The sequence below is a fragment of the Rhizobium sp. 10N414 genome (assembly GCF_056394785.1).
Genome location: NZ_JBFTIN010000039.1, coordinates 1 through 20,689 on the forward strand (window position 1 = coordinate 1; position 20,689 = coordinate 20,689).

At 58.4% G+C, this 20,689-nt stretch carries 19 protein-coding genes and 2 pseudogenes; 8 read left to right on the forward strand and 13 right to left on the reverse strand.

All coding sequences use genetic code 11. From position 1 onward, the window contains the following. Nucleotides 1-386: LysR family transcriptional regulator (locus tag AC1DE4_RS25715; protein WP_477817738.1), on the reverse strand; the 386-nt coding region annotated here is incomplete at its 3' end. 82 nt (nucleotides 387-468) lie between these two features. Here AC1DE4_RS25715 and AC1DE4_RS25720 point away from each other — a divergent pair. Both AC1DE4_RS25720 and AC1DE4_RS25725 read left to right on the forward strand, forming a co-directional pair. Further along, nucleotides 469-603, forward strand: a pseudogene (locus AC1DE4_RS25720) (helix-turn-helix domain-containing protein); the annotation flags it as partial. A gap of 39 nt (nucleotides 604-642) precedes the next feature. Beyond that, on the forward strand, nucleotides 643-813 hold the full coding sequence (locus AC1DE4_RS25725; RefSeq protein WP_409564082.1) for a hypothetical protein: 171 nt from the start codon (nucleotides 643-645) through the stop codon (nucleotides 811-813). A gap of 514 nt (nucleotides 814-1,327) precedes the next feature. Here AC1DE4_RS25725 and AC1DE4_RS25730 read toward each other — a convergent pair. From AC1DE4_RS25730 to AC1DE4_RS25745, 4 genes are all read right to left on the reverse strand, one after another. After that, nucleotides 1,328-2,383, reverse strand: coding sequence for an alpha/beta hydrolase family protein (locus AC1DE4_RS25730; RefSeq protein WP_169681597.1), 1,056 nt, complete (start codon nucleotides 2,381-2,383; stop codon nucleotides 1,328-1,330). Between the two features lie 141 nt (nucleotides 2,384-2,524). Continuing rightward, nucleotides 2,525-3,661, reverse strand: a complete 1,137-nt coding sequence (locus tag AC1DE4_RS25735) for a helix-turn-helix domain-containing protein (protein WP_477883659.1) — start codon at nucleotides 3,659-3,661, stop codon at nucleotides 2,525-2,527. A 146-nt stretch (nucleotides 3,662-3,807) separates the two neighbouring features. Continuing rightward, on the reverse strand, nucleotides 3,808-5,118 hold the full coding sequence (locus AC1DE4_RS25740; RefSeq protein ID WP_169681599.1) for an MFS family transporter: 1,311 nt from the start codon (nucleotides 5,116-5,118) through the stop codon (nucleotides 3,808-3,810). Nucleotides 5,119-5,637: 519 nt separating this feature from the next. Next, nucleotides 5,638-7,458, reverse strand: a complete 1,821-nt coding sequence (locus tag AC1DE4_RS25745) for a chloride channel protein (protein WP_169681601.1) — start codon at nucleotides 7,456-7,458, stop codon at nucleotides 5,638-5,640. 86 nt (nucleotides 7,459-7,544) lie between these two features. Between AC1DE4_RS25745 and AC1DE4_RS25750 the strand changes: the two genes are divergently transcribed. Further along, complete coding sequence (locus AC1DE4_RS25750) at nucleotides 7,545-7,985, forward strand: MarR family winged helix-turn-helix transcriptional regulator (protein WP_169681603.1); 441 nt, start codon at nucleotides 7,545-7,547, stop codon at nucleotides 7,983-7,985. A 51-nt stretch (nucleotides 7,986-8,036) separates the two neighbouring features. Continuing rightward, nucleotides 8,037-8,528, forward strand: coding sequence for a MarR family winged helix-turn-helix transcriptional regulator (locus tag AC1DE4_RS25755; protein ID WP_246733649.1), 492 nt, complete (start codon nucleotides 8,037-8,039; stop codon nucleotides 8,526-8,528). An 856-nt stretch (nucleotides 8,529-9,384) separates the two neighbouring features. Here AC1DE4_RS25755 and AC1DE4_RS25760 read toward each other — a convergent pair. Both AC1DE4_RS25760 and AC1DE4_RS25765 read right to left on the reverse strand, forming a co-directional pair. Continuing rightward, nucleotides 9,385-9,999: an RES family NAD+ phosphorylase gene (locus AC1DE4_RS25760; protein ID WP_169681607.1), complete on the reverse strand. Its 615-nt coding sequence runs from the start codon at nucleotides 9,997-9,999 to the stop codon at nucleotides 9,385-9,387. Beyond that, on the reverse strand, nucleotides 10,000-10,638 hold the full coding sequence (locus tag AC1DE4_RS25765; RefSeq protein WP_169681768.1) for an XRE family transcriptional regulator: 639 nt from the start codon (nucleotides 10,636-10,638) through the stop codon (nucleotides 10,000-10,002). Nucleotides 10,639-10,898: 260 nt separating this feature from the next. On the opposite strand from AC1DE4_RS25765, the gene AC1DE4_RS25770 reads away from it, so the two are divergent. Next, nucleotides 10,899-11,144, forward strand: coding sequence for a PD40 domain-containing protein (locus AC1DE4_RS25770; RefSeq protein WP_169681609.1), 246 nt, complete (start codon nucleotides 10,899-10,901; stop codon nucleotides 11,142-11,144). A gap of 295 nt (nucleotides 11,145-11,439) precedes the next feature. After that, the gene (locus tag AC1DE4_RS25775) at nucleotides 11,440-11,730 is read left to right on the forward strand and encodes a hypothetical protein (protein WP_169681611.1); all 291 of its coding nucleotides are present in this window, start codon (nucleotides 11,440-11,442) and stop codon (nucleotides 11,728-11,730) included. Nucleotides 11,731-12,250: 520 nt separating this feature from the next. Here the strand turns inward: AC1DE4_RS25775 and AC1DE4_RS25780 are convergent. The 3 genes and pseudogenes from AC1DE4_RS25780 to AC1DE4_RS25790 form a co-directional block, all read right to left on the reverse strand. After that, complete coding sequence (locus tag AC1DE4_RS25780) at nucleotides 12,251-12,730, reverse strand: phospholipase D-like domain-containing protein (RefSeq protein ID WP_169681612.1); 480 nt, start codon at nucleotides 12,728-12,730, stop codon at nucleotides 12,251-12,253. A gap of 128 nt (nucleotides 12,731-12,858) precedes the next feature. Further along, a pseudogene (locus AC1DE4_RS25785) lies at nucleotides 12,859-13,726 on the reverse strand (two-component system sensor histidine kinase NtrB); the annotation flags it as partial. A 376-nt stretch (nucleotides 13,727-14,102) separates the two neighbouring features. Then, nucleotides 14,103-15,788 (reverse strand): sensor histidine kinase, encoded by a 1,686-nt coding sequence (locus tag AC1DE4_RS25790; protein ID WP_169681614.1) that lies wholly within the window; start codon nucleotides 15,786-15,788, stop codon nucleotides 14,103-14,105. A gap of 142 nt (nucleotides 15,789-15,930) precedes the next feature. Between AC1DE4_RS25790 and AC1DE4_RS25795 the strand changes: the two genes are divergently transcribed. Together AC1DE4_RS25795 and AC1DE4_RS25800 are read left to right on the forward strand one after the other, a co-directional pair. Then, entirely contained in the window at nucleotides 15,931-16,143 is a 213-nt protein-coding gene (locus AC1DE4_RS25795) for a hypothetical protein (RefSeq protein ID WP_169681616.1), read from the forward strand. A gap of 248 nt (nucleotides 16,144-16,391) precedes the next feature. After that, nucleotides 16,392-16,871: a DUF3597 domain-containing protein gene (locus AC1DE4_RS25800; RefSeq protein WP_169681617.1), complete on the forward strand. Its 480-nt coding sequence runs from the start codon at nucleotides 16,392-16,394 to the stop codon at nucleotides 16,869-16,871. A 568-nt stretch (nucleotides 16,872-17,439) separates the two neighbouring features. Here the strand turns inward: AC1DE4_RS25800 and AC1DE4_RS25805 are convergent. From AC1DE4_RS25805 to AC1DE4_RS25815, 3 genes are all read right to left on the reverse strand, one after another. Continuing rightward, complete coding sequence (locus AC1DE4_RS25805) at nucleotides 17,440-18,375, reverse strand: LysR family transcriptional regulator (protein WP_169681619.1); 936 nt, start codon at nucleotides 18,373-18,375, stop codon at nucleotides 17,440-17,442. 79 nt (nucleotides 18,376-18,454) lie between these two features. Beyond that, the gene (pcaD, locus tag AC1DE4_RS25810) at nucleotides 18,455-19,246 is read right to left on the reverse strand and encodes a 3-oxoadipate enol-lactonase (protein WP_169681621.1); all 792 of its coding nucleotides are present in this window, start codon (nucleotides 19,244-19,246) and stop codon (nucleotides 18,455-18,457) included. A gap of 85 nt (nucleotides 19,247-19,331) precedes the next feature. Then, nucleotides 19,332-20,663, reverse strand: coding sequence for an MFS transporter (locus AC1DE4_RS25815; protein ID WP_477883666.1), 1,332 nt, complete (start codon nucleotides 20,661-20,663; stop codon nucleotides 19,332-19,334). Nucleotides 20,664-20,689: the final 26 nt, after the last annotated feature.

Consider the following 20,689-nt stretch of genomic DNA (forward strand, 5'->3'; position numbering starts at 1 on the left):
GTATTGCCCGACGCGATATGGATGCGGACATCGGGATACTTGCGGGCGATCTTGGCAAGGAAGGTTGGCAGCATGCCCATGGTGGCCGGATAGATGCTGCCGATCCTGATCTGGCGGATGCGACTGCCGCCGGCTGCCCGGGTCAGTTCGGTGGTCAGATCGATGTCGCTCAGGATCCGCACACAGCGATCATAAAAGGTTTCCCCTGCCCTGGTCAGTTCCACCCGTCTGGTCGAGCGGATGAACAGCGGACAGCCAAGCTCCCTTTCCAGCGACATCACATGATTGCTGAGTGCCGGCTGGGCAATGCACATCCTGGCTGCCGCCCGGCCGAAATGCAGTTCCTCGGCCACCGCTTTGAAGTAAGAGAGTTGGCGTAGTTCCATGGAACTAAATCCACACATTGTTCTATTGTATATCAACGTATCGTACATGGACCCGTTGGGCTTGTCATGAACAAAATGTGGTATGGAACCATTTTCCGCGAATCTTAAACGACGTGCCGAACAGCTCGGAATCTCAAATGCTGAAGTAGCAAGGCGAACTGGCCTGAGCGACCGACGGTACGGGAACTACGTCAGTGGGGCACGCGAGCCCGATCTTGCAACGCTTGTCCGGATCGCGACTATTTTGGGGAGTTCCGTGGACGAACTGCTCGGGCTTGGTAACGAGGAACGCGTTCGAAGCGCCGACGAGGTTTTTCAAGAACGGATATCGGCAGCATTAAAAGCACTGCATCAAGAGGACCTTGCCAGATTAGTTGTCATGATCGAAGCGCTGGCGAAAGCAAACGGCACATTCGGCTCGCGGTAACGATATTTGTCACCTTGATGGGAGTCGGCCTCACAAAGGAGGCGACTATATGCAGGGAATTCGGGTGCGTTGTATTCTCCACAATCGACCTCCGGGATAATCCAACAGCGCGACCTTTCAAAGTTCGGGTGCCCGTCCGAACCGACGTCCCGAGAAGCATGATGCCGCGCTCGGCTAGCTCCATGCACAATTCGTCAATCGTCAAATCACCCTTCTCAGCCACACGTTCCCGAAACTACGAACCGTGGTCGCCCAACGTGCCGCCGCCAATATGACCTGTCGTCTCGGCGACAGAGAGCTCGTCTCTCGCTTCAGAACAGCAAGGCTATTCACAAATCGAGCCGACACCCGCAAATGAGGGGACGTCCGCGATGAGTGTTGCCCTCTTCAACGAATGCAATAACACGGGAACGCAACTTGATCGGGTGGGAATTGCCCATGATCGGTCTCCTTCCAGCCATGAATCACAAATCAGCCGATTCGAGAACCTGGATCAAACAACGGACGACGCGTTTTAGCGCTCCGTTTTGAGCCTTTGATCGAAAGCCTCAATGACCAAATTTACCAGTTCCTGATGGATTTCGCGGCGTGAGTGCCCATCGCCGTCCGTGCAAATGGGCTCCTCGATGTCTGCGGACTTGGCCATCTCGGCCGCATCCGGCATACACACTCCGAACATGCTATAGTGGCTTGCATCCTTTAACATGAAATACCCGCCTTCGGGAATGACCCTTGCGATTCCCGAGGCGAGCAACGTCCGGGGGATCGTTCCAGGTTGGCCAAGGTTTATTATCTCGACGGGGATCGAAACCTTCAAAAAAGACTCGATCTGAAAGACATCTACCGGAGCAGGGTCGATTGCCATAGCAAACTCAATCCGCCTGTCGCGATTGTCGCGATCAGCAAGTTTCATGTCCATCGCATGAAGGTCAACGCCACTTTGTTTTACCCATCCGCAAAGTGAAGGATTGAGAGCATCGGTGTCACAGTAACTCCCCAGACGGATTGGATCGATACGACCACCAGCCAAAGCCAAGGCTGTATTCCCGCCCATCGAAAGCCCAAGCACACCCGTCTTTTTGGGCTCAAGGTGATCTTCGAAAACCGGTTGCTTTTCCAAAGCGTCGAGCGTTGCGCTGATATCCGCAGGCCTAAGCCAAAGCTTCACCGTTTCGGCTGCTGACCTGTTGGCTCCTCCGTTCCCGAAATGAAGAGGAGCTGCCACGATGAACCCTTGCTTGGCCAAGGGCGCTGCAATCCAACTCATCGCTTGGGGAGTTCCCCCCAAACCTGCGCCATGAGATAGCAAAATCAAAGGGTGTCTTCCGTGCGCAATAGGGGCATCGAGCATGGCTTCCGTTCCGTAAAAGAACTGACTTTCGCCGAGCGTGACAGGCTTGCCACCAGCGTCGGCCGGATACCAAACGGTCACGGGAAATTCAGTGCCTCGCTCCTTGGAGGGCGCTGTGATCTGCCGGACGCCGACGAGTGCACTGTCTGCGGCTGAGTGCTGCGCTATCGCCATTGAAAGGACGCTGGCGCAGAACATTGCAACGATTTTGATCAGCATTTTCCTCGAAGCTCCTCATAGCCGTGGGTTATGTCGGAACTTGTCGCGGATTGAAGAGCGACGCGCCCAAGATCACGATTTCGCACGTCCAAGATCACGATTTAGGACGTATCGCGCATCGGCGTTTGAACTCACGCGGGGCTATCGAATGGAAGCTTCTTTGGGCAGTTCGGGCGCGGCAGACGTCTCGCCACCAGTGTTCCGATAGCGGCTCGGGGTCATGCCCGTGACCCGTAGGAATTCTCTATTGAAATTTGATTTTGTACCAAACCCCGCCTCCAGCATGATTGCCGTTATCTGATCGCGTGTGGTCACCAGCCGCTGTTTGGCATCACTCACTCGATATTCATTCACCACCTGCGAAACGTTCCGACCGTAGGTTCTGTTCAAAGCGCCGGAAATCTGGCGTGCTGGAATACCTGAGCGCCTTGCGAGACGCTGTAAGGTCAGGTCTGGGTCACGATAAAGATGTTGTTCCCGCATCAATGCATCGATGTGATTTGCTATCGCTTTATCCTCCATAGCGTCCGAAGGAACCTGCTGTGCGGATGAGGAATGGTCGAAATCCTCCGAAAGCGCATTCCCCTCATCACCGGGACGGGCATTGTCCGCAACAGTGGCGGCGTAACCGGCAATGGCCAGCCATAAAACGCTCGCAACCGTAAGAACCATTCGGCCCTGCTCGCCCTTTCCAAGGAAAAAATCAACCGCCACAACGGCGTCGATGAAGGACGTCACGACCAGCATAACCGCCACTGCGACAAGCGCCTTGTGAGCAGTCCACTCATCAGCGACGCGTACAGAAGAAAGCGCGTCCGGCCCCTCTTTGGCAATCTTGAGAAGTGCAAGGCCGTAGCCGAGGTAAGTGGCAAAAAGAACGATATCGATTGGAGCACGCCATAGGGTGACCAGAATGGCAACGAGGATCGCAGGCAGCAGGTGTGGCAGGATATCGTTGGACGTTGCGAGCCTATCGCGTCGCAGCTGATTGAACGCGGCAAAGCATAGAGCTGGGAGGATCGCCGCCACGACCGGCTGAATGAGACGCGCAGGATACCAACCGAGGTTCCAATTCAACCCCGACAGGATCGCCTGAGCGGCAAACGTTGCAATGAGCAGAGAAAACAGACCGAGTTTATATTCCGCCTGCCGCATCGTCCGAAAGAGGATGAGGCAAAGAAGAAGGGATATGACAAATGGCAAAGGTATCGAAGGCATCGCTGAAAGTGACACTTTTTCCTGTACCAGCGACGATACAGGATAGATTGTTTTCTTCAATGACTGCAAAGGCGCATTGTTGGCATCTGTGTCACGGCGGTATTACTCGAAATGGCAAGACGCGCGCGAGCGAGGCAAACGGCGCCTACGATCGACTTCACTTTTCTCGACGACGAGAAGGTATAGGCGATGTCGCGCGGTCAAGATCAATCTATCATCCCTTCACCCTGAAGGTAGCCTTTCTTCCGGGGATCGGGCATGAGAATAGCGGCGACGAGCGCAATGACCATCATTGCGGTCACGTACCAGAAGAACCAACTCTCGTGACCGATTGACTTGAACCAAAGCGCGAAATACTCCGCCGTTCCGCCGAAGAGCGCATTGCCGATCGCATAGGCGAAGCCGACACCGAGTGCTCTTACCTGTGCCGGGAACATTTCCGATTTCACGATACCGCTGATGGACGTGTAGAGACTGACGACTGCAAGGGCGCCCGTCACGAGGAAAAAGGCGCTGAATGCGTTTGTGGTGCGCCCGATGACGGTTAGAAATGGAACGGTCGTCAGAATGGAAAGGCCGGCCCATAGAAGCATGGAATTGCGCCTGCCGATCCTGTCAGACATGGCGCCGAAGAGCGGCTGCATCAGCATGTAGACGAAAAGGACCGTCGTCATCGTCAGGCTTGCGACCTCCTTGTCGAAGCCGGCGGTATTGACGAGGTATTTTTGCATGTAGGTGGTGAACGTGTAGAAAATCAGCGATCCCCCGGCAGTGTAGCCGACGACGATGAGAAACGCGCGCAAATGGTTGCGCAGGAGGCCACTCAGCGTTCCCGCCTCCTGCATGGTGCGGGTCTCTTCAGTCGACGTCTCCTGAAGCGAGCTTCGCAGATAGAGCGCGATCACGGCTGCCACACCGCCGATGGCAAAGGGAATGCGCCAACCCCACGCACGCAGCTGCGCTTCGTCAAGGAACTGCTGCAGGATGACAAGGACGAGCACGGCGAGCAGCTGGCCGCCGATCAGGGTGACATATTGAAATGAGCCGAAGAAGCCGCGGCGACCGGCAAGCGCTACCTCACTCATATAGGTCGCGGTCGTGCCATACTCGCCGCCCACAGAAAGCCCCTGGATGAGGCGCATGAGAAGGAGCAGAAGCGGCGCGAAGACGCCGATCGAGCTGTAGGTTGGCAAAATGGCGATAACAAAGGATCCGCCGCACATCATCGTAACCGAAATCAGCATCGCACGCTTGCGGCCCACCCGGTCCGCAATGCGTCCAAACAACCACCCCCCGATCGGCCGCATGAGAAAGCCCGCAGCAAAGATAGCAGCAGCATTCAGTAATTGACTGGTCGCGTCGCCTTCCGGGAAAAACTCCGACGCGAAATAGAGTGCTAGGAACGAGTAGACATAGAAATCATACCATTCAACAAGGTTGCCCGAAGCACTCGCCATGATTGCAAAAACGCGTCGCCTCGTATCTGTTGCGTCAGGCGAAAGGGGAACTGAAGTCATGGGCTCTCCGAGATCGAAATATGTTGCCGAAGCGGGATTATCAACCACTCGTTGAGTAATTGATATAAGCTGCAGAATGCCACACGTCAGGGGAGAGTGAAACCATTATTTCGCACGGTACCTGGTGCTGATCACAGACTACTACTCCAAGTAATCGATCTGATCGTCCTCCGGTCGCGTCTCGCGCCAACGGCAACGCGGGCTTCGGTCCGGCATCGCCTTTCTCAAGGATGACATTCCGCCACCCGGCACGAGCGCGTTTACCAACGGAAAGACAATTGACGCGGCGGCTGACTGACGCGGAAGTTTGCCACAGGTCCGAAATTCTCAGACGAAGCGCGTTCGGCGACAACATCAACGCACACCGTGAATGCGGTAGAGTGTCACCAGGCCGGGAGATTCCTAGACGACCTATATAATTGTCACAGCCACGTTCTGAAGAACCAGGCGATGGCCGCGACAACCGAAGAACCTTGTTAAATGGTGGATGGAAATCGCCCCTTTTAACGTCAGAGCTGATCATCTCGTAGGCACCTCGCGTCCCGAACCGACGGCGCGTCCGAAATACGGCCGCCGCTCCGTTTCGCTTGTTCTTAGGGAATGACGGAGCCTCAACAGGTCCTTGCGGGCTACGAGGCCGACGAGCTGGCCGTTATCGGGATCGACGATTGGAATGCGGCCGGCATCGGTTACCAGCATCAGATCGGCAACGTAACCGACCGTGTCATCGGGGTGAGCAAGCGGCACGGAATTATCGGACACCAGATCGGCGAGCGGCTGACTGCGCTCCACACGTTCCTGCTGCCAGCGCAGAGCGTCACCGCGCGACATCAGACCCTTGAGGATGCCTAGGTCATCGACTACCGGATAGACCCGGTGTGTCTTCGATCGCGTGGTAAAGAAATCGATCGCCTCCCCGGCGGTCATATCGGCCCTGAGGCTATCGACCTTGGAGATCATGATGTCACGGGCGCGGGCAAACTCGAAGGGATCGATGCCATATTCGCGGGTGATGTGCTGGCCACGGCGGGCGATCTTTTCCGTCAGGATCGAGCGGCGCAGCAGGAGAACGGTGACCGCGTAGGCCGCCACCGTTGCCGCCAGCAGCGGCAGCAGCGCCTGGACATCGCCGGTCAGTTCGACGGCGAAGAAAGTGCCAGTCAGCGGCGCCCGCATCGTGCCGCCCATCATCGCCGCCATGCCGAGCAGCGCCCAGAAGCCCGGATCGCCCGGCAGAACAAGTCCGACAAGCCAGCCGAGCGCACCGCCGAAAATCAGGAGCGGCGCCAGCACGCCGCCCGAGGTGCCCGATGACAGCGCCACGAGCCAGATCGCCGCCTTGACCAGCAGGATTGTCAGCACCGCTTGCGGCAGCAGGCTGCTGTTCAGGAGACCATCGATGATATCGTAGCCGACGCCGAGAACTCGCGGTTCTATGAGCCCGCCAAACCCGATGATCAGCCCGCCCAGCGCCGGGCACCACATCCAATGGATGGGCAGCGCTTCGAACAGGTCTTCAATCTTGTAAAGAAGCGTTGTCAGGATGCCCGACTGTAGGCCGGAGAGGATGCCCATTCCGGCGCAGAGCAGGATACCCCACCAGGGCAGATCCATGTGGAATTGTCTTGGAAAGAGAGGACCGGCTTCGAACAGGAAAGGGCGCCAGCAGATCGACACGCAGGCGGCGACGGCGACAGGAATGAAGCTGCGCGGCTTCCATTCGAACAGCAGCAGTTCAACGGCCAGCATGATCGCGGCGATCGGCGAACCAAAGATCGCAGTCATGCCTGCCGCGGCACCGGCGACCAGCAGCGTCTTGCGCTCTGCCGAACTCAGGTGAAAGCATTGGGCAAAGAGCGAACCAATCGCGCCGCCAGTCATGATGATCGGGCCTTCAGCGCCGAAAGGGCCGCCCGTTCCGATCGAGATTGCCGAGGAAATCGGCTTCAAGATCGCCACCTTTGGCGACATCCGGCTGCCGCCGATCAGGATCGCCTCGATTGCTTCAGGAATGCCGTGGCCGCGGATCTTCTCCGAGCCGAAACGAGCCATCAAGCCAATGACAAGACCGCCTAGAACCGGGATTACCACCATCCAGACCGAGCGCGGGGCCGCTGCCAACGAGACGGCATGGGTACTAAGGCGGCCGAACCAGACAAGGTTGGTCACTAGCGAAATGAGGCTGACCAGGACCCAGGCGGCAAAAGCGCCGCCGGTGCCGACGATCAGCGCCATGCCGATCAGAGCGATGACGCGCTTGTCGGTGGTGAAGTCTCCGGCTTCACGCCGCGAAAGGCCGCCCATGAAATCATGCGGCCGGTGGGTATTTTGTGGGGACATGGGGGTTCCTGTTGACAGGCTGGCAATGAAGGCCCAGATATATCGTATTACGATCTAATGCAAGTCATGCTTTGAGGAGCAGGCCGATGCCCAAGGAAGCCCTGTCAGAGACCGAATATGAGGCACTTGCCAATCTGAGATACCGGATCCGCAAATTCCGCCAGTTCAGCGCCGGGGCGGCCAGCCGTCTCGGCCTTTCACCACCGGAGCATCAGGCGCTTCTCGCCATCAAGGGGTTGGGGATCCGTGGCGAAATGAGCGTTTCCAGCCTCGCGGAGAAGCTGTTTCTGGCGCCTGCCGCGGCCACGGAACTGACGGAAGGATTGAAAGCCCGCGGCTTTCTGACCGTCGTCATCAAGCCGAAGCGCCGCATCGTTGTTCGATTGACAGATCAGGCGGAAGAGCTATTGCGTCGACTGACGCCTGCCCATCTTTATGAGATCCGGGAAATGGCGCCGGAGTTGATGCAGGCGCTGCGCGCGCTGCAGGATCACCGGCGGATGGAGATGGCGGCATGGATGCAGTGATCTTGCAGGTGGCAAGCCAATAACGGCAGGAGATTGATGGCCAGGAAGCAGATGGACGATCTGTCGGATGCCGATTACGAGGCGCTGTCCAACCTGCGCCATGCACTGCGCCAGTTCATGGATTTCAGCGCCTCGGCCGCCCACGAAGAAGGATTGCCGGCGCAGCAGCATCAGGCCCTGCTCGCCATCAAGGGCCACAACGGCGAGGAAGCGATGTCGGTCGGCCTGCTTGCCGAGCGGCTGCTGATCGCGCCGCATTCGACAACCGAACTCGTCGGCCGGCTGGTGGCGGCGGGATATGTGTCGCGCACAGTCGATCCCAACGACAAGCGACGCCACACGCTTGCGCTGACCCAGAAGGCCGAAGCGGTCCTCAAACGGCTGACGGCTATTCATCTGAGCGAGATTCGCGAGATGGCGCCACGGCTGATCGCCATCCTGCACGGCCTCCAGGATGGAGTGGAGCTAAATGGTCGCGCGAACATAGGTAGTCAGAAAAGCAATCCGTTTGAAACATGGATGTCAAACGTAAAGAGTCGATAGACGTACCTCTTACTACGGGATCCGATGCAAGAAGCCTCACATCAGGGCGGCACTCCGTGGCTTGCCTCGCCCAAGAGGACAACGTGCTTGTCAGCGAAACGGTCGAACAGATCGCCGAAGTGCGGATCGTGAAATTGGCTAAACGGTTCCGCTGCCTCTTTGATCAACGCCGGCAACGCCGGGCGACTACGGATCGGAGGAAGATCGGGTCGGTGCCATCCCTCCCATTGCCGCCAGCAACCGCTCATCGCGAAGGCCACGACCACGCAAATGCCGTTCAACCATGAGATCGCGTGAGTAGGCCATATCCAGCATGGGGAGATCCTCCTCCCCACCGAACGACGGAACGGCCTAAAGGTTGCGGCGCTCGCATCATCCCGGTTTTCTGGATGCGTCAGGAAACCCCAAATGCGTTCGAAGCATGCATCCAGAAATCAGGGACTCGTTCGGGGGGACGTTCTCTAGCCGCATCCATCAAATTTTCCCTGCTGATCAGGAGCGTCAGAGGGCGGATCCCGATCGCTCATGCGCTAGACGGGTTCGAACGCTGGCCCGCCACGTCATCGTAGCGCGCGGATCGAGTTAATCCCGGAAAAAAACTTGCGGCCTACGCCTTGAACACAGGCCAGTTCGAGGGCCAAGGCGTGTTTCAAGCTCAAGACCCGGGTGGTGCTATCGCCGACACGAGCGACACGGCGAAGGTAGTGGAGCCAGAGCCTGCCGATGCCGCGCCGGCTGAAAGCGAGGCCGAGCCTTCAAAATGCAAACGATATCGAAGCGGCGGGTATCAGGATTGATCTGTCGAGGATGGGCTGTCAGAAATGACTTATCGAGCAACGCTAAACGCGGCGATGAATCAGGGATCGACAATCGCAACGTTCAGGTCATCGAGTACATTCGCGAGACCCGGCGCCCGTATCAGCTTTGTTGCGCCGACTGCCTTCAGCTTCCCGATGGCTCGATCAAACACCGCAAGATTCGTGTGCCCGTTTAGCCTTGACGGATAAATGATGCCGTCGACCTGATCTCGATGTTCATGGAATGCAACAGCCCATTTGCGAGCAAGGGATTGCTTGGAGGATTTTGCCACATCCGTCGGCACACCCATCTTGATCGCTCCGTCGTCGCGCAGATCAATCATCGTCAGTGGGTCGATCACCTCGATCTGCGCGTACTGTCGGTTGTGAAGCGCTGACTCGGAAATGGGGAGATCGCCGATCGAGCCATCGCGTTGGTCTCGCAGTACGGCTTCGAGAAAGCATACTTTGATGGTGCCGCCCATGTAGAGGACCCCAAAGCGATTGGCGGGCTTGCGGCGCCGCGGATCGCTGAAGCGGCTCGGTGTCTTTCCGAAGCCGAGCGGATCAGGGTATCTATCGAGGTAGATGCGGCCGAACCGTGAGCCGGGCGCGACGACGTGTAGATGCAGGCGTGCTGTTTCGAAGCCGACGGGCGGCAGTGCACTTCCCATTTACCGGAAATCTCGCCCAACGCTTTCCGCTACCGCGATCACCTGCTTAGTCCGTCCACGCTCCAGTGCTTCACGACCCGTCAGACCATCCAGTTCACCATGCGGCTGGACCAGGAAGCGATAGACTGCCCAGGCTCCACCGAGCATTTCGTGAAGGATAGGGAGTGCAGCAAATGGCTTGCCATCGGAATCGAGCTGCCAATCGGGGAAGCGATACCCACGCTTGGCCCCGTCGAGGCCGAGCACAAGACCGTTTTGCCGCTTGGTATTGATTGTCACCCGCGTCGTGCCGAGCAGGCGAGCAAAGTCGTCAGCGCTGAGCATTTCGGCGCGCTCGAGGATTTCTGCTGCTTTCGAGCGTCCGCGTGCCCGGGCTGCGGCAAGAGCTTGCTCAAGGCCAGCATCTGCGGTGTTGTCCTCCTCAGATGGCGCAGGGGCGGCCAATGCGTCGTCTTCGACCGGGGTTACGACCATCTCGCCTTCTGGATCGACGTCAACGCGGAAGCTTACACGTCTGCCGGCGGTTCGACTCCTTGAAATGGCCTGACCATATTGCTGCAGCAGTGTCTGCACGCGCTTCGGCTTGTCGGACAGGACTTTGGTCGCACTATCCGGAACTTTGATTTTGAAGCCGCTCATGCCTTCCGGCAGCGCACCGGCGCCTGTCGCCAGGAAAAAAGCCATGGACCTATCTGGTCCATCCCTGCGGGTCGAGCCGCCCTTGATGCTGGGTTTTGCCTTGGGAGATGCCATAACTTGCCTCCATACAGAAGTACTTATATGGCAAAGATGGATAAGTTCGTCAAGTTGGTAAAGGCATTTTTAGTCCATGGCACGCATAAGGCCAGGCGATCCAGAGCGAGGGCACAGGAGCGAAGGACCCAATTGCCGACGCCGTAATGCTTCCGGATGGCCGCTCCGTCAATGTGGGGCATTATGGCGGCGCTCCAGCGGCAGTCGTTCTCAAGTCAGACGGCGGCCTCGATACATCCGTTTCAAACGACGGCGTCATCGAGCTCCCCAACGAAAAGGTCAAATCAGGTTTCAACGCCGCCTTCCTGTCCCCGGATGGGAAACGCATCGCGATCACAAGTGACGTTGACGAAAAAGGAGCGCGCCTGGTTGTTCTGAGCGAGGAGAATTGAAACCGCGGCGCCCTTCGTGCGATGAGCGCCACCCATTAAGCTTTGTATCAAGCCCCGGTAGTCGCTTGCAGTTGGTTCAGGTCAAGGCGCGAGCGCAGCAGAAGCGAGATCACCATCCGATTGACCTCGGAGCACCTCGACAAGCTCCAGAAAATAAGCCTGTGCGACTGTCGGAATCCAATCCTTCCGCAAGGTAAGGCCAATGGGTCTTGCTGTATGTTCAAGATCTACAGGAAGAGCTCTGATAAGACCCCTCACGAACAGACAGGACACCACGAACAGCTTAGGCGCGGCGGTGGAAGCCGATACGATAAACTACGCCATGGCCGGCGCTTCGCTGCGGATCGAGAAACCGGTCTTCCACCCGGGTGCCTGGTCGCCGCAGTTCGAGGTGGGCATCGAGCATGAATTCGAAAACACCTATGGTAGCTATACTGGCGAAGAAAACTACCTCGCCACCAAAGTTGGCTTCGGCCGCCGCTTTGGCAACTCGGGATACTTCAATGTGGCTTATTCCCGAGAGGACGGGTTCACCGGCGCCCGACATCAGCAGGCGTTGACCTTCATCTACTCGCTGACCTTCTGACAGCACACCTTAACGAGCGACAACAACTCGGAGCCAAGTCTTGGAATTTGGCTCCTTGCTACACCTTATCCCCGGCCCTGGATTTTAGGCGTCGCGCTGTCTGACGCTCACCTTCGAGGCCGCAGGCATAACCTTTCAGAGTGAAGGTGAGATTACCGATGGAGGAATAGGCGTCCGCCTTCGATCGCAGGATCGGCATTAGACGTGGACAGGGATACATGTACGAGTTTGCTTGGTGTTCTTGAGCGGATACGAACCCGCGACCCCTACATTACGCAGATCTGGATCTTGAGCAGCGCTCATCGCGGTTTCAACTGGATGGCTGCACCATAAACAAGGTTCTGGCCTTTACCCCTCTCTTCGGCGAAGGCTGCCAACAATGGTGCTGATCTCTTCCTCCAAATGCCGTCCGCGATAAACGAACGACGTTTCGTGGCGCGCGTATTGACCATCTCGATCGGCGCTGAGCCAGTTGTATGACCCGACGCAAAGAAGGTCAGTGTCGATCGCTACGATCTTGCTATGCAGCTTCGGGAGCTTGTGCAGCCGAACCCCCTGCTGCCGATGGATTGACCCAGATGGAAGCGGTCGAAAAGGCATGCTCATAGATTAGGCCGAGGTTGAGCAGCGGATCAGCGAACACGTCGACTTCGGCGCCCCGCTGGACGGCGGCGTTGAAGGCCGCAAGGATTCCAACTCGTTCCATCGTTGAAGCGATCACCCACGGGCTGACGATGGTGTAGCGGCGTCGACCCTCAGACAGCGCATTCAGCAGGAAGGCATGATGCCCAGCTGCATCTCGAAGCATTTGAATCTGACCGCTCCCCTGCTTCAGGTCCTCGCGCGGCTCGACCGCAAACTCAAGCGCGTTCCGCTCTGACGCGAACAGGAAGTCCGCGAAGAGAGCCCTTGGCGACCCGGCTTTCGCGGCCGCCATAACGTCCATATCGGCAAATACCAGACAACTGTCCTTTGCCCGCGAGACCATCACGTTCAGCATACTTGGCGAAGCGTCGACGAAACCACCGTCAGCATGTATCTAGTAGACGGGCGAGAAGATCACGACGGATCGCTCAGCGCCTTGAAGCGCGTGGACTGTTCCGATTGTCATCCCTACGCGGCCGTCGAGAGCGTGATGACGCCCCCGAGAGGCATGGCGTCGCGTGCGTTTACGACCAGGTTCAGGAGTGCGGTCTCCGACTGGTTGGCGTCGGCCTGAACTTTCGGCAGAGCCAGCGGGAAACTCGTGACAATTTCGATCGACGGGCCGATCGACCGCTGAAGCAGGCCCGCCATTCCCTTCACGAGGTCGGACACGTCGACCGGCTCAAGCTTGAGTTCCTGCTTGCGGGAGAAGGCAAGCAGCCGCTGTGTCACGGCCGCGCCCCGTTTTGCCCCTTGGATGGCGTTCTCGATCAGATCCTGACCGGCGAGAGCCCGTTTCTTCGCGATCTCGAGACTGCCTAGAATGGCCATCAGTAGATTGTTGAAGTCGTGCGCGACGCCGCCCATGAGCTGGCCTACGGCTTCCATCTTTTGGGCCTGGAAGAGTTCGAGCTGTGCTCGCTCGTGCTTCCTGCGTCTGTCACCTCTCCGTAATGTCGCGCGTAATCTTGGCAAAGCCGATGAGCGTGCCGTCTTCTGCCCGAATAGGGTCGATGATGACATCTGCCCAAAAGCGCGTCCCATCCTTTCTGACCCGCCAGCCTTCTCTTTCGAACCGGCCCTCGGATGCGGCGATTTCTAGCGCTCTTCTTGGCAGATCGTCGGCCTTGTCCTCGTCGGTATAGAACTGCGAGAAATGCCTACCAATGATCTCTTCGGGTTCGTATCCCTTGATGCGGCGGGCGCCCGCATTCCAACTCGATACGTGACCGTTCGGATCGAGCATGTAGATGGCATAGTCGATCACGCCTTCGACCAGCACGCGAAACTGCTCCTCGCTTCGGTTCGGATCTTCGGTCTGCCTACGCTCTAAAAGGTCGATGGTCATGCGGAATTCCGATTGCGTGTTTCTCGAGGTAACTAGTTATCCGCCCTGGATTCGCAAGCCCAAGTCCAACTGGAAGCAAGACATTGAGCCCGTGATTGCGCTCCGGCGTTAACCCATTGCCGAAGAATACGTTTCCATCAATTCGCTCTTGCCTAATATTCAATTCATGGCTGGCTCGCGACCTGACCCGAAATGGCGGGCCGCGGGGACCGAGCAGCCATTTGGCCTTGCTCGAACGCCAGAGGAAGAGAAACTGGGGACTCTCCGGAGGCAACGCTCCCGAGTTTCTCTTCCGACCGACATTGCAACGCAGTCATCAGACCGGCTCCTCACCTCGTTGGCGAATGATCCTCGACGATCGGTACCTTCGGCTTCTTTCTCACGTCCTCTGCTCCGCAGCTCCATTTGTCGAAACTTGCAAACGCGGCTCTGGTTCCGTTGTTGTAAACGAAAGTTCGAAGACGAGTCCGTCGGGGCGATAGTCAGTCCGGCACACCGAGCGCGCCCTCGACGGGAAAGCTCGCTCGATCAGGACGGAGCCGAAGCCCTTCCGGGCAGGCGCGCCGACAGGAGGACCACCGCTTTCGGTCCAGGTGAGGTCGAGCCGTTCGCGCTCCTTGCGCCAGGCGATCGAAACCTTTCCTGTCTCGTTCGAGAGGCTTCCGTACTTCGTGGCGTTGGTTGCCAGTTCGTGCACCACGAGTGAAAGCGGCAGTGCGAGATCGGCGGCAAGGACAACGTCGGGTCCTTCGAGCCGAATGCGCTCGCAACCGCCATCAAGATGAGCCTCCATTGCGGCCACAATGACTTCACGCACCGACGACGACGTGGTCTCCTTCGAAAGTAGCAAATCATAGGTCCGGGCGAGCGCGGTCAGGCGCTCGGAGAAGGAGCGGTAGCGTTCGGGTTCCACCTTCGAGAAGGTCTGACGGGATATCGCCTGTACGAGCGTGAAGCCGTTCTTGACGCGGTGCGCCAGCTCCCTCATCAGCAGAGCACGCTCCTCAACCACCTGCTCGCTCTCGAGGCGGCGACGGTCGAGTTCTTCCAGCAGGCCATCGAGCGTCGCTCCGACCGCGGACAATTCATCGGACCCCTTCATGCCTGTCCTTGCCTTCGTCTCGCCGTTGCGCCAGCTGTCCATCGTCGCCGCGATGCGTTCGATTGGCGCGAGCAGGAACTTGTTGCCGATGAAGAACGCGGCGACGAAAGCAAGCAGCACTCCCCCCGCAATGCCAAGCATGTTCGCGAGTGTCGACCTGTTAATCTGAGCGAAGGCCTCCTCCTTTGAGAAGCCTGCACTGACGTAAAGCGGGCTGCCCGGCAGAGCGATCGGGCGGAATCCGAGGATCCGCTCGGTACCATCCTGGCTCGTGACATCGATGACGCCAGGCTCGTCGGCATGAATGAGCGACTGGAATTTGTCCGGAATGACGGTGCCGACGAACCGTTCGGGAAACGGCACCCGCGCAAGGATCGTCCCCTTTCCATCAGCTATCGTCACGGCATTGCCGGGGGAGACGCCGCGCTCGGTGATCCTGTTCTGAAGCCAGTCCAGCCGGACGCCGGTGACCACGACTCCCTTTAGATTGTCGCCTTCCATCAACGGCATTGCGATCGGCAACACGGCCGTATCCGAGATCCTGCTCATCGTGTAGGTGCCAACGACCGTCTGCCGAGAAACGATGACTCCCTTCAAATAATCACGGTCGGCGAACGTCGTGCCGGCCGGTATCTGCTGACTGCTGCAGACAGGGCTCCCGGTTGTATCGAGGACGAAGATCGTTCTGACGTTTGGAACGTTTTCCGCTACAGACTTCAAGCTCTCGTTGCAACTCGCGGCGTCGAGATGACGAACGGCGGGCATGGCGGACACCGAGACAAGCATGGCGCGGACGCCTTCGATGATCCGGTCGACCTCTGACGAAGCCTGACGAGCGGCTTGCGCAGCGTTGGCTCTCACCTCTTCGTTCCGCTGGGCACGCAGCGCGACCTCGTTATACACGAGCATAGCGACAACGGGCGCGAGGGCCGCCGCTGCGACCGCTACAAGCTTCAGCTTCATGTGGCCCCCCACTCAGACCCAAGGTCGTAGCACGCGCGCGAAACCTTGGCTATCCGGTGAGTTCAATCCCGCAACCTCCAGATCTGGCGGAACAAACCGCCGTCGCAATCATTTCGACGCGAGGAAAAGGAGGAGCTGGGAAATGCATTCAGATCGTCATTTTGAACGCCGGCGGGTGTTGCGTGGCAACGCCTATACCCTTGAGGAGTTTCGGAGCCGATACGGCCTTCATCCGGACGTGGCCGAGGACCTGTTCTATCGCTTCGGGCCGTCATCGATTGAACTGGACATCCTGATGGCCGCGAAGACGCGCGTTGCGTCGATCCACGCGATAACGCAGGAAATCGGACTCTAGGCACGTCCTCCACAGCGATGTCGACGGAAGGCGGATTACAGTCGTGGACGCTCGTCAGCAACCTTTCCTCATGAAGGTAAGCGGGGTCTCGGCTTGCTGTTGCGGAACCTCTAGCCGGACCTTCTTTCGAAATGGCGGCCCTTTCGCAGGGCTGCCGACGCTCTGTCGTCTCGGCGTCTCGCACTCCTCCAACGGAACAGAATGCCTCCGATCGTGTTTTTGTTTCACCGCGAATAAGGAGTCAGTCGATGAGCATTTTCGAACGCATACGCAACGCGATTTTGGGCGACGCCAACGCAGCAACGCCCGCTCAAGCGGCTTCCGCTTCCCCGTTGACACCGCCAGCGGCGCCCGATGCTGATCCAGTGCCGCCTCTGGGGCCAGGAGCACCCCAGTCGGATCAGATCGCCGAGCGTCCGCCGATCGTCACCGACCCGGCCACTGGTGCGCCTCCGCCGCCTCAGGCCCCCGCGATCGATATCGCGGACGTGCTCGATCAAGCCGCAAGGAGTTCAGGACAGAAACTCGATTGGAGACATTCGATCGTCGACCTGATGAAGGCCGTGGGGATGGACGCAAGCATGCAGGAGCGCAAGGAACTGGCATCCGAGCTGGGCTACTCGGGCGACAAGAGCGATAGCGCGGCTATGAACACGTTTCTGCACAAGACGCTGATGAAACGGTTGTCCGCGAATGGCGGAAAGGTGCCGCCCGACCTGCTCGACTAGAACCCGATCTTGCTCCAGTGAGCCGACCATAGCATGCGAACTCAGAGCGTTCACTCTGGTGGAGTACAGTCCAACATAGGCGCCGATCAACATCGCGGCGATGTCGTCCGCGGTAGAATGGCCCTCGTTGAACAACTGAACGGCCGCATTGCAAAGGACCGTGGACGCACGCTCGTCAGGGCGAACCTCGTAGTATCGGTACCAGGCTCGAACTGCGTTCGACCTCGTTTCGAAATCGAGACTTCCGCAATCGCGCTGCATCACCGCGATCGTCCCGGTTTCATTTGCGCAAGTGTGGCTCGAACAGTCTGGCGTTCGATCGCGTCGAGTTTGTGGCGTCCCCAGAACGGAAGCAATCTGCCGTCACGCTTGTAAACCAACTCCAACCGGCTCAAGGCAACCTGCAGGAACATTTTGCAATCGTGGACATTTCTTTCCGAGCAACCTGCCGCCCATTATTGGTGCGGACAATTGGTATGCGTATCGAACTCTATGTTCCGCGTTCCAAGAGCGGCTCAAAAAATGGGCACATCGTTCAATACAGCGTGCGCCACGGGGACTGAACGCCTCAGGGTTTATTCGGGAGTTTTACATTCGAGAGCCGAAGCCACGGAGGATTGTCGGCGTACATCTCGCGGATCAAATTCTTAATCTGTTCCACCTTGGAATTTGGCTCATCGTACCGATAGCTCATGATTACTGGTGAGGTTGCCTTCTCGTCCCGAATTGTGCGATATGACACGTCGTCCGGCCGCTGTCGTTGGGACGCTGACGGGATGATGCAAACCCCTGCGCCGGCTGCGACCATTCCCAGGGCGGTTTGGATTTCGCGAACTTCCTCGATCTGCGAATGCGCAATTCCGAGCTCGGCGAAAAGTGACATAACTTCGTCCGCGAAACTCGGCCTCGGCACGGACGGGTAAAGGATGACCGTTTCGTGAGCCAGTGATGCGAGGTCTATAGGCTCTTCAGACGCAGACAACGGGTGATGCTTTGGAAGCGCTACGACAAGGCGCTCCTCACGAAGCGTCAGACGCTCCACCTCGCGATCGTTGAATCTGACGCGACCAAAACCGAGATCGATACGCCGCTCTTTCAAGGCGCTGACCTGCTCCGTCGACATCATCTCCCGGATTTCTATGTCAAGGTCGGGCCAGAGATGCCGCATGCGGCGAACCAGGTCCGGGATGCCGCCGTATAGCGTGGAGCCGACGCAACCGATAACAAATCGCTCCCGCTTCGAACTGCCGATCTTGCGCGTCTGCTCGATGATATGTTCAGTTCGCAAAAGAATGTGAGTCGCCTGTTCGTAGAGAAAGCGGCCCGCCTCCGTCAAGGCGATCGGCCGCTGGCTACGATCGACAAGCACTACGCCGAGTTCGTCCTCAAGCTGTTGGATCTGCCGGCTAAGCGGCGGCTGGGCGATGTGGAGCAGTTCGGCAGCCCGTGAAAAATTCCGTTCGCGGGCGACCGTCACGAAATATCTCAGTTGTCGAAGATCCATCTGCCAGCCTCCCAACACATTGTTTGGGACTATCGCCGCCCGTCGCCGAGCCGTCCAGTGAGATGGCGCAACCCGGCTTCTACCGGCGCAGAAAGTCATGAACTGCCGAATTGAAAGGGTGTGGAGTTTCCACGTTGACGATATGGCGGCCGGGTAAAGAAACATGCCTGCCGTCGCGCACCCCGTGCGCGATGCTCTCGAGATCGGTGGGCGGGCATACGGCGTCGTCGGCACCAGACAGGGCAAGGATCGGGTTGGAAATCGAGGCAATCTCCTCTCTCAAATCTGCATCCCTCAGTGCTTCACAACAGCCGAGGTAGCCTTCTTCTGAAGTCCTCGAGAAGCTGTCGAGCACGCCTGTCACCACGCCTGGGTTGGCGGCGGCAAAATCCGGTGTAAACCACCGCTCGGCCGTAGCGGGCACCAAGGCGGCGAGACCGTTTGTCCTGACGTCACCGATCCTTGCGGTCCACCCCTCGGCCGTTCCGATTCTGGAGGCGGTGGCACACAGCACCATCTTTCCAAATCGAGGTCCGTGATGGACCCCAAGCCATTGTCCGGTGAGGCCGCCGATGGAGAGACCGCAAAAGTGAGCGCGGGAGATGTTGAGGGCGTCCAGAAGGGAGATCACATCGCTGCCGAGATCATCGAGTGCGTAGGGCGCAGGTGGTGGCGATGACAATCCGTGACCTCGACGGTCATAACGCAGGATCCTGAAATCGTCGGCGAGTTCGCTGACCTGTTCGTCCCACATGTGCAAGTCCGTGCCGAGCGAGTTGCAAAACACCAGCCATTCCTTGCTGGAGGCAGTGTCATCAGTGCCATCGAGCCGAAAATGGAGGCGGTGGGTGGGTAGGTCGAGAAATGGCATTCGATCAAGATTCCGATCAAGGCGGTGACGACGGCCCGAGATCCGGGCCAAGGGGTCGCGCGGAAGAACGCCGCGCGACGTCTACTTAAGCTGCGACAGCCGGAACTGAAGCGGTTCTTCGGCTGTTGCTGAGGGCGAACACCACCATCGCCACGGCCGAGACAGCAGCGGGAAGGGCGAAAATCAGGAAATTCTGCTGTAGCGGCAGGTTCTGTCCGAGCAGGACGCCGCCCAAGGTCGGGCCAACGATGGCTCCGATGCGGCCGACCGCTGACGCCCATCCGAGGCCGGTCGAGCGGACGGAAAGATTGTAAAGCTGGGCGACGCTTGCATAAAGCAGGATCTGGGTGCCGATCGTCGTGGCGCCCGCGACGAACACCATCAGGAAAAGAAGCGCCGGCGGCAGGTTGAACCCGATCAGGGCGATGGACGCTGACGCGGCCGCAAAGAAACCGATGACAACCTTGGCGAGGCCGAACCGGTCGCCTAGCCAGCCGCCCGCTATTGCGCCGACCATGCCGCCGAAGTTCAGCGAAAACAGGCTAAGCAGGCTCGCCTTCTCTGCATAGCCGGCCTCCTGGAGCACCTTCGGGAGCCACGACGAAAGCAGGTATACAAGCAGCAGGCAGCAGAAGAACGACACCCACAGCATCAGAGTGCGAAGCGTACGCTGATGCCTGAACAGTTCGGAAACCGATGCGGACGCGCCTTTGTGTTCCGAAAAGACCAGCCGATCTGCAGGTGAAAGCGACGCCGTCGGCACCACCTTCGCGTAAATCGTCCTGGCCTGTTCCTGGCGCCCTTGGCGAATGAGGAAACCAAGCGATTCAGGAAGCTTCCATAGAATGATCGGCAATACGACGAGTGGAACCGCAGCGACAAAGAACATCGGCTTCCAGCCATAATGCGGGATCATCTCGATACCGAGCCCCGCCGCGACCATTCCGCCGACGGAATAGCCGGAGAACATCAGGGCGACCATCGTCCCCCGAAGCCGCTTAGGCGCATATTCGTTCATGAGGGCAACCGCGTTTGGCATCAGTCCACCGCACCCAAATCCCGCGATGAAGCGGAAGATCTGAAACTCGAACGGTGAACTCGCAAATCCCGTCAAAAGCGTTGACGAGGTGAACAGGATGAAACTGATGGCAATGCCCTTCTTGCGACCGATCCGGTCGGCGAGTGGCCCGAAGACCAGCGCGCCGAACATCATTCCAAACAGTGCCCACGCCTGCAGTGCACCTGCCTGCGGTTTTGAGAGGCCCCACTCCGCGATCAAGGTCGGCAGGACGGTGCCTGCCACGAAGACGTCGTAACCGTCGACAACAAGCAAAAGGGCGCAGAGCGCCACGACCGCCCACTGAAACGCTCCAAAGGGCGCATTGTCTATTGCGTCATTCACATCGATGTTGCGCATTTTCTCCTCCCCGAGTTGCTACGCAT

Coding starts and splice junctions, on each gene's coding strand:
- AC1DE4_RS25795 (WP_169681616.1), top strand. CDS start 15,931: ATGCATTCAGATCGTCATTTTGAACGCCGGCGGGTGTTGCGTGGCAAC.
- AC1DE4_RS25765 (WP_169681768.1), bottom strand. CDS start 10,638: ATGAGCGGCTTCAAAATCAAAGTTCCGGATAGTGCGACCAAAGTCCTG.
- AC1DE4_RS25755 (WP_246733649.1), top strand. CDS start 8,037: ATGGACGATCTGTCGGATGCCGATTACGAGGCGCTGTCCAACCTGCGC.
- AC1DE4_RS25800 (WP_169681617.1), top strand. CDS start 16,392: ATGAGCATTTTCGAACGCATACGCAACGCGATTTTGGGCGACGCCAAC.
- AC1DE4_RS25815 (WP_477883666.1), bottom strand. CDS start 20,663: ATGCGCAACATCGATGTGAATGACGCAATAGACAATGCGCCCTTTGGA.
- AC1DE4_RS25745 (WP_169681601.1), bottom strand. CDS start 7,458: ATGTCCCCACAAAATACCCACCGGCCGCATGATTTCATGGGCGGCCTT.
- pcaD (WP_169681621.1), bottom strand. CDS start 19,246: ATGCCATTTCTCGACCTACCCACCCACCGCCTCCATTTTCGGCTCGAT.
- AC1DE4_RS25730 (WP_169681597.1), bottom strand. CDS start 2,383: ATGCTGATCAAAATCGTTGCAATGTTCTGCGCCAGCGTCCTTTCAATG.
- AC1DE4_RS25740 (WP_169681599.1), bottom strand. CDS start 5,118: ATGACTTCAGTTCCCCTTTCGCCTGACGCAACAGATACGAGGCGACGC.
- AC1DE4_RS25790 (WP_169681614.1), bottom strand. CDS start 15,788: ATGAAGCTGAAGCTTGTAGCGGTCGCAGCGGCGGCCCTCGCGCCCGTT.
- AC1DE4_RS25770 (WP_169681609.1), top strand. CDS start 10,899: ATGCTTCCGGATGGCCGCTCCGTCAATGTGGGGCATTATGGCGGCGCT.
- AC1DE4_RS25805 (WP_169681619.1), bottom strand. CDS start 18,375: ATGGATCTTCGACAACTGAGATATTTCGTGACGGTCGCCCGCGAACGG.
- AC1DE4_RS25780 (WP_169681612.1), bottom strand. CDS start 12,730: ATGCTGAACGTGATGGTCTCGCGGGCAAAGGACAGTTGTCTGGTATTT.
- AC1DE4_RS25760 (WP_169681607.1), bottom strand. CDS start 9,999: ATGGGAAGTGCACTGCCGCCCGTCGGCTTCGAAACAGCACGCCTGCAT.
- AC1DE4_RS25750 (WP_169681603.1), top strand. CDS start 7,545: ATGCCCAAGGAAGCCCTGTCAGAGACCGAATATGAGGCACTTGCCAAT.